Origin of the sequence: Candidatus Magnetobacterium casense (genome assembly GCF_019173545.1) — a bacterium.
Classification (GTDB): Bacteria; Nitrospirota; Thermodesulfovibrionia; order Thermodesulfovibrionales; family Magnetobacteriaceae; genus Magnetobacterium; species Magnetobacterium cryptolimnobacter.
The window spans coordinates 1-7,687 of sequence record NZ_JABXWD010000162.1 but is presented as its reverse complement, the minus strand read 5'-3'; the positions used below and the strand labels follow the sequence as shown (position 1 = coordinate 7,687).

Below are 7,687 nucleotides of genomic sequence, written 5' to 3'. Positions count from 1 at the left end.
CGCTCCTGGCCCCCTTCAGAACCCCCTGCAAGGGGGCCAGCCCCCTTGACCCCTTCTTATCTTGTTGACATTGGGTTGATTATACACAACATTTCAATTGTATAGCTGAACTATTACATCCAATCTAAATTTGCTATACACCAAACAAAATGCAGGAGACTTATGCTACAATACCTCATGGATACTTCATAATGCGCAGATTATGGTTTCCAACCTGAATAGTCCTTAAGAAGGGAATGTTTTTTTATGATAAGAGAGATTGTATTAAAGGCCGTTGCGGGTATGGGCATAGAGGCCGATTATGTGGAAGTTGAGATACCAAAGGTGCAGTCGCAGGGGGATGTATCAACGCCGATTGCCCTGGGGCTTGCCGGTGTCTTGCGTAAAGCGCCGCGGGTCATAGCGCAGGAGATCATCTCTGCCATCAGGGGGATGCCCCAGTGTGATATTGCGGCCTTTGACTCCATAGAGGTGGCAGGACCGGGGTTTATAAACTTCAGGTTTAAGAGAGACTACCTGTACGAACAACTGAGGCTCTTGTACAAGGAGCGGCAGTTGCGCCTGAGGGTTGATGTCGGTCATGGCAGGCGGGTGTTGATTGAGTTTGTCAGCGCCAACCCAACGGGGCCGTTGCACGTTGGACATGGTCGGGGGGCGGCCCTGGGCAATGCCCTGTCAAACCTGCTGCAAAGTGCCGGGTACGTTGTCGAGCGGGAGTTCTACATCAACGACGCCGGCAGACAGGTAAGACTCCTGGGGCAAAGCGTCTTTGCGGCCTACAATACCCTGTTGGGGAATCCCTGTCCGTTTCCAGAGGAGGGCTATCGTGGCGAACTGGTAGAACGCATCGCGGGTGAGATTGCCTCCACGGATGGGAAACGTTATGTCGGTGAGGATTTCGACAACTGCGCCGGGCACTTTATCGACTACTCCTACCGGAGGATGCTGGATGAGATCAGGGAGGCCCTCGACTCCTTTGGCGTAGGCTTTGACAACTGGCAGAGCGAGCGACTCCTGTTTGACAGTGGCATGGTCAGCGAGGGCATTGACAGTCTGCGCAACAAGGGCTACGTCTATGACAAGGACGGTGCAGTGTGGTTTAAGTCCTCGGAGCTGGGGGATGACAAGGACAGGGTCATCATCAAGCAGGATGGCCAGTACACGTACTTTGCCTCCGACCTGGCCTACCACGTGATGAAGATAGAGCGTGGCTACGATGAACTGATCAACATCTGGGGGGCCGACCACCACGGCTACATCCCGCGGGTCAAGGCGGTGTTGAGGGCAGAGGGGTTGCAGGAATCGAACCTGACCGTGCTCCTGGTGCAGATGGTCTCCCTGCTGAGGGATGGCAAACCCGTGCAGATGTCAAAGCGGGCAGGGGAGTTTATCACTCTAAGTGACGTTATCGGCGAAATCGGCTCCGACACCACCAAGTTCATATTCATGACTAGGAGGTCAGACAGTCACCTGGAGTTTGACCTGGAGGCAGCCAAGAAGCAGTCCTCGGAAAACCCCGTCTTCTACGTCCAGTACGCATATGCAAGGATCAACAGCCTCTTCAAAAAACATCAGGCGGACATGTCGAGCCTGTTTACCGACAGGGTTGCCTCTATCGATCTGTCGTGTCTTGTTGCCGATGAGGAGTTGCAGATAATAAAGAAGTTGGTACTCTATCCGATGACCTTTCAGGGAGCGGTCAGAAACCGTGAGCCACACAGGATCACCTTCTACCTGCAAGAGCTTGCGGCCATGTTTCATCCCTACTACAACAAGCACAGGATTCTTACCGAGGACGTCATCCTCACCGAGGCAAGGCTCTTGCTGTGTGCCTGCATCAGTATAGTCCTCAAGGAAGGTCTGAGGATACTGGGTCTGTCAGCGCCGGAGTGGATGTAGTGCAAGAAAAGAAGGGAGAGGACTCTGCCCGCCGGATGGCTCTGTCCTTTTCTTTTTTTTGTATTGCGTACAAGCCAAGCGCTCTATCCCCGGACGACGGAGGCCGATAGCGAAGGCATTTTTCAGGATATTTGCTGCTCCATACGCCTGTCCCTTACGATGGAGAAGCCCGGTTTTGACTTTGCCGCCTTTTTCACATCCGATGACAGGGATGCCAGTTGCGCAAATGACTCTATCTTGTAAACCTCCGTGCTGACTATGCCGATAGAAAGCGACAGCAACTCAAAGCGTTCCATCTCTCCTTTACGGTTTTTGGCATGATAAAAGCCCCTGTTGCAATCCTCATCACCGTGAAAGGAACAAAGGTTCTTCCTAAACCTTTCAATTATCAGATTGCACATTGCAAATGATGACCTTGGACGGGTTATAAGGATGAAGTCATCCCCTCCTATGTGTCCGACGAAACTAAAGTTATCTGCCTCGGCGTCTCTGACCCCTTCCATTATCCGTGCCAATTCCCCGATGACATTATCTCCCTTTTCAAAGCCGTAGTTGTCGTTATAGGGCTTGAAGTTATCCAGGTCTTCGACGTCTTGCCTGTTGAACACACTGCAGACGGAGGCTATATCTCTTTCAAGCATTGGAGATGGCCTCTTAAGCAAAAACCCCTGCAGAAGCTCTATGTCCATATTAACAACCAGCCTGAGTTCATGTTCCGTTTCAATCCCCTCGGCTATCACCTTTATCCCCAGCCTGTGACATGCCGTTGCGATGGCATCCACCAGGTTGTACTTCACCAGGGCCTTGTCCATGTTGGAGATAAAGTGTCTATCAATCTTTACAAAGTCAGGCTCAATGATTGACAGCATCTTCAGTCCCCCGTAACCAGCGCCAAAATCGTCTATCGCTATCTTATAGCCTTTCCCCTTAAGGACGTCTATCATTGTGTGAAACACCTTATAATTCTTGATAGCGCTCTCCTCTGTCACTTCAAGAACAATATTGTTTCTTGCAATACCCCACACGCCGGCAAAGTGGTCTGTTATCTCACACCACCTGGGTGTGTCCGTTATTGTCTCAGGGCATATATTGATAAACAGGTGGGAATCTGTATCCTTAAATCCCTGTTGCGTGCGTTAATGTTTGCGTTTTCATGACACGTGGAATCCAGGAGCGTTAGAGTATCCGTTGCCATTGCCTTTTCAAAGAGTTCGGCTATATTCATCGTTGATTCAGAGCCACGCACCCTGGTGAGAGCCTCATAGCCGTAGATGCTGCCATCCTCAGAGGAATATATTGGCTGGAAAAAGGTAGTCAGAAATTCCCTGTCTATTAAATCAAGTATTCTTTCTTTTTCAGTCTCCATTTCATAATCCTCGGCCATACCCTCCAAGGCAGTGTTTATATTGCCACTGTGGACAATATATATCCTCACCGGCAATCCTTATTGTGCCCATAATCCTTACGTCCTCCAGGAGGTCATTGAGGCGATTGAGACAGCGCAGCAGTGTTGATTTGCCGCATCCAGACGGGCCAATAAATGCCGTTATACAGCACTTGGGGATGTTCAGGTTAATATCCGCCAACGCCCTCTTGACACCATAATACATAGAGAGCGCTATACACTACACCACAGTACCTCACGCTCGATGTTGAACAATGCCTGTTCCCTGTCGTTATATGTTCTTTCAAGTTGAGTATACAGGCGATTCTGCTTTTTAGATACAAGATAAACGACAATTCCTGCAATAATGGAGCTAAAGACGATATCTATAACAGGTGATTGCCGGTACCGACAGAAATCGCTGTATGGGTATATGCCCTTGTGGGATACAGTTTTTAAAGGCATAATGCTCCTTAGGGGAGTTTGTATAAAAGCCCTCCATAATATTTAAAGAATGCCCCCATAAGGCGTTTAACCCTCCGGAGACATCGGGAACCTTATCACCTGATGGTCTCCTCCCTTGGGCATAATGGCAGTCATGCTAACAACAACGTTATCGCAAGTGACCTTATCTATGAGCGATACATAACCATGAGTGCTATCGGTGAGCCTTAAGGACTCCTCATGTACTACCCTGGATATGCCATACTTGTCTATTCCTGGATTCAATAGGGCCTCTGTAATCTTGGCAACAGATGATTGAAAGGTCAACTCCCTCTTGATTGTATCTTCTATGTGACTTCTATGTATAGCAAGGGCAAAGAGGTCTGCCAAACGCTCCATGATATTGAGGTCTTCCTCCGTGTAGTCTCTGCCTGGGGCCATCACACTGATATGTCCGATAACTGTGTCGTCAATTATAGCCGGTACTGATAAGAACCGCTCAACCTCAACGTCTTCTGTTGGGGTTCCTTTATACCGCGGGTCGTCCGCCGGAGTATTTATCATTAAATATTCCTTCCTGTTTAATACCCATTCAAAGAGACTCTTGTTCTCACGAAAGATTATACTCTGGTCTCCAATCCGACATTGATCCCAGATATCGTTGCTTACTGCCGTTGCGATGTGATAACCCGTGAAGATATCAAGGTAACTTGCATTTGCGTAATTGCTGTTCGTCAATTCCATTGCGTAGTTGCTGATTATGCCAGAAACCGTATTTATAGACAACGGTCTTATTAATTCACTTGAAATCTCAGCCATGGCCTTGTTGACTAAGAGTTCTCTCATAAAGGCGCTCTCCATCTTCTGACGTTTTGTTATATCACGAAAACTCCACACCCTGCCGACAATATCGCCTTCTATTGTTTGAGGTTGGGAATATCGTGAAAACACCCTTCCATCCTTAAAATGCAGGATATCAAAGCTCTTTTTTTCAGGTGTGGCATACAGCTTTTTTACCTCCGCGAGAAATTTATCCGGATTGCTTAACTGAGAAAGCGCAAAGGACAAGAGTTGTTCGTCATTACGGGTAACCAACAGGGAGTCCGGGATATGCCACATGGCGGCAAATTGGTTGTTATAGCACGTTACATGTCCCGATCTGTTTACAACGACAATCCCATCTACAGTTGCCTCTATGGCTGATTTGAGAGAGGATGCACAAACAATTCTTAATGCGTTAGGAATTAGTCTGCCAAATAACACTTGAAAAATTTATGCCACAAATAAAATGTAGGCACGAATTTTTTGCTGCCCTTTTTGCGTATTACCAATATATTCAACCTTCTACAGCACTATTTTACCTTGTAAGTTCTGGAACTTCCGATGCAGATAAACTAAGCACGCATCTGCTACGTTCCCTCACTAAGTAACTGAGCATAAACATGTATAACATCACCAGCCTTATGGGGTCAAGGGGACTTCTTCGTGCCCGGGGCAGGTGCGACTTTCAGCCAGGGGCACTGAGCGGGGGGTTGCTAACCCCTTGCCAACCCCCTGCTGCGACAAGATTGCGGCTCGCCCCTACCCTTGCGGGGGGCTAAAGGGGCCAGGTGCGACTTTTATGGCAGGGGCGGGGCGACAATTGAGCCAGGGGCGGCTCGCCCCCCGCTGCGGGAAAATCGTGCCTCACCCCCTGGAGCGCCAAGAAGTGGAGCCGCCCTCCTTCTTTCTTTTTTTTTTAACGTCTGAGAAGGAGAACAAATTTACCGTGGGTGACAAATACTCCCCGGTGAACCTACGACTTTACCACATTATATATAGCCTTAAAACTCTCTAACCCTGCTTCGATGTTCTCTATGATTTCATCTGCCAAGATATCAGGGTCCGGAAGGTTATCAAGATTAGCGAGGCTTTTATCCTTCAGCCATATAATATCAAGGCTGGTTTTATCCCTCTTTATAATCTCATCATAGGTGAACTTTCTCCAGCGTCCCTCCGGGTTTGTATCAGGATGCCATGTTTCTTGTCTTTTATGGCGATTTTGCGGATTGTAACAGTCCATAAAGTCCTGTAAGTCAGCATACTGCATAGGGTTTTTCTTCTTGGTATGGTGAATATTTGTACGATAATCGTAAATCCACACATCCTTTGTCCATGCTGTCCTGGAAGCAGGATTGTTGTCAAAAAAAATAACATTCGCTTTCACACCGTTAGCATAAAAAATACCCGTAGGAAGCCGCAGGATAGTATGAAGTTCGGTTGTGGCAAGCAGCCTTTGCCGGACTGTTTCACCCGCACCACCTTCAAAAAGCACATTATCCGGGACAACTACCGCGGCCCGTCCATCGGTTTTAAGCATCGTGCGGATGTGCTGAACAAAATTAAGTTGTTTGTTGCTGGTGGTAACCCAGAAATCCTGCCTGTTGTAGGTTAAGTCCTCGGTTTCCTGCTCACCTTCATCATTGGTAAAGGTCATGCTGCTTTTCTTTCCGAAAGGTGGATTTGCCAGAACATAGTCAACCCTGTTGCCCGCATCTGCAACCAGGGCATCAGCAGAAGAAATGATGGTTTCACTATCAATATCGCCTATGTTATGGAGAAATAGATTCATAAGGGCAAGGCGTCTGGTGTTGGCTACAATTTCGTTGCCTGAAAATGTCCTGAATTTAAGAAACTGTTTCTGTGTCTTATCAAGCGAGTAGTTGCTTGTTATATGATCATAAGATGCCAAAAAGAAACCACCGGTGCCACATGCCGGATCGGCAATAGTCCTCATAGGCTCTGGATTTAAACAGGTTACCATTGCCCTGATAAGGGCACGCGGGGTAAAGTATTGACCCGCACCACTTTTAGTATCCTCTGCATTTTTTTCAAGGAGACCTTCATAAATCTGCCCTTTAATGTCCGCACCCATCGAACTCCAGTCTTCTTTATCAATCATATCTATGATGCGGGATAGTTTAGCCGGGTCTTGTATCTTGTTCTGACTTTTTACGAATATTTGTCCTAGAGTCCCTTTTTGTTTTGAAAGTTCACGAAGCAGAATAGTGTAGTGCAATTCCAAATCAGCACCACGTTTGGAGGACAGGCTTTCCCAGTTATAATCCTTTGGCACAGGAAGTGATCGGTTATACGGAGGTTTTGAATACTCGTCTGCTATTTTCAGGAAGAGCAGATATGTAAGTTGTTCGAGATAATCCCCGTAGCCTACACCATCATCACGAAGGGTATTACAAAAACTCCATACTTTTGAAACAATGCTTGACGAATTATTATCAGTCATGAGTTACCTCTTTTTCCGTTTTTTGGTTGGTTGTTGGATATATGCCTTTTCAGCCTTTATACGTTCAAGTAATCGTTCGGCGGGTTCCCAGTCAGTGGCTTTTCTGGTTTCTTCAAGTTCTTCATCGGTAAGAAGCCTGCCTTCAAATGCTTTTTTGAGGATGCTTTGTCGTAATGCCTCTGCCGTTTGCAGGCTCTGGGTAATGGTTTCTTCAAGTTTATCGCATACGGAAAGACGGGTCTCGATTTCTTGAACGATTGCGCTTTGTTCTGAAAGGCTACAGTAAGGAATAAATAAGGTTTTAAGTGTATTAAGGTTTATGTTCTTTTGGGCTGTTGCAGGGGCAAAAGCCTCAATTCTATTTTGATTGCCTTTAAAAAAGTAGTAAATATATTTAGATAGAGCGGTATTTTCATTTGCGGTAAAACCAGCAATGCTATCTGGGAAACAAGCGTCAATTCCAAGAAAAGCTGTTTCAGCAATATTGGCTGCAATTGTTATGCAGAGTGTTCCTTTAGACCATAGTTTACTTTGCGCAATTCCAAAATTTGAATATGTATTAGTAAAAGTGTATCCTCTTTATATTTCATGGTAACTATGCTTTTGCAGTTTTTGGATTCCTGGTCAAGCCAGGAATGACAAACTTGGAAAAAGCCTGTAACTGTCATTCCTGCGAA

The 7,687-nt window shown here is 46.7% G+C and carries 8 protein-coding genes and 1 pseudogene; 1 reads left to right on the top strand and 8 read right to left on the bottom strand.

Annotation, left to right across the window (positions count from 1 at the left end; genetic code table 11):
* Positions 1–246: 246 nt before the first annotated feature.
* On the top strand, positions 247–1,899 hold the full coding sequence (gene argS / locus HWQ67_RS09840; protein ID WP_218252516.1) for an arginine--tRNA ligase: 1,653 nt from the start codon (positions 247–249) through the stop codon (positions 1,897–1,899).
* Positions 1,900–2,021: 122 nt separating this feature from the next.
* Here argS and HWQ67_RS09835 read toward each other — a convergent pair whose 3' ends face one another.
* The 8 genes and pseudogenes from HWQ67_RS09835 to HWQ67_RS09800 form a co-directional block, all read right to left on the bottom strand.
* Positions 2,022–2,972, bottom strand: coding sequence for an EAL domain-containing protein (locus HWQ67_RS09835; protein ID WP_320414563.1), 951 nt, complete (start codon positions 2,970–2,972; stop codon positions 2,022–2,024).
* Complete coding sequence (locus tag HWQ67_RS09830; protein WP_218252514.1) at positions 2,969–3,283, bottom strand: EAL domain-containing protein; 315 nt, start codon at positions 3,281–3,283, stop codon at positions 2,969–2,971. The genes HWQ67_RS09835 and HWQ67_RS09830 overlap by 4 nt, the downstream gene beginning before the upstream one ends.
* 31 nt (positions 3,284–3,314) lie before the next feature.
* A pseudogene (locus HWQ67_RS09825) lies at positions 3,315–3,509 on the bottom strand (ATP-binding cassette domain-containing protein); the annotation flags it as partial.
* Between the two features lie 8 nt (positions 3,510–3,517).
* The gene (locus HWQ67_RS09820; RefSeq protein ID WP_218252512.1) at positions 3,518–3,748 is read right to left on the bottom strand and encodes a hypothetical protein; all 231 of its coding nucleotides are present in this window, start codon (positions 3,746–3,748) and stop codon (positions 3,518–3,520) included.
* 66 nt (positions 3,749–3,814) lie between these two features.
* On the bottom strand, positions 3,815–4,990 hold the full coding sequence (locus tag HWQ67_RS20220) for a GAF domain-containing protein (RefSeq protein ID WP_218252511.1): 1,176 nt from the start codon (positions 4,988–4,990) through the stop codon (positions 3,815–3,817).
* A gap of 532 nt (positions 4,991–5,522) precedes the next feature.
* On the bottom strand, positions 5,523–7,010 hold the full coding sequence (locus HWQ67_RS09810) for an HsdM family class I SAM-dependent methyltransferase (RefSeq protein ID WP_218252510.1): 1,488 nt from the start codon (positions 7,008–7,010) through the stop codon (positions 5,523–5,525).
* 3 nt (positions 7,011–7,013) lie between these two features.
* Positions 7,014–7,511, bottom strand: a complete 498-nt coding sequence (locus HWQ67_RS20540) for a restriction endonuclease subunit S (RefSeq protein ID WP_425340717.1) — start codon at positions 7,509–7,511, stop codon at positions 7,014–7,016.
* A partial coding sequence (locus HWQ67_RS09800) for a hypothetical protein (RefSeq protein ID WP_218252509.1) occupies positions 7,508–7,687 on the bottom strand: 180 nt, incomplete at its 5' end. The genes HWQ67_RS20540 and HWQ67_RS09800, both read right to left, overlap by 4 nt.

Excerpts from the sequence above, each read along its gene's own strand:
- argS (WP_218252516.1), top strand. The coding sequence starts at position 247 with ATGATAAGAGAGATTGTATTAAAGGCCGTTGCGGGTATGGGCATAGAG.
- HWQ67_RS09830 (WP_218252514.1), bottom strand. The coding sequence starts at position 3,283 with ATGGCCGAGGATTATGAAATGGAGACTGAAAAAGAAAGAATACTTGAT.
- HWQ67_RS09820 (WP_218252512.1), bottom strand. The coding sequence starts at position 3,748 with ATGCCTTTAAAAACTGTATCCCACAAGGGCATATACCCATACAGCGAT.
- HWQ67_RS09810 (WP_218252510.1), bottom strand. The coding sequence starts at position 7,010 with ATGACTGATAATAATTCGTCAAGCATTGTTTCAAAAGTATGGAGTTTT.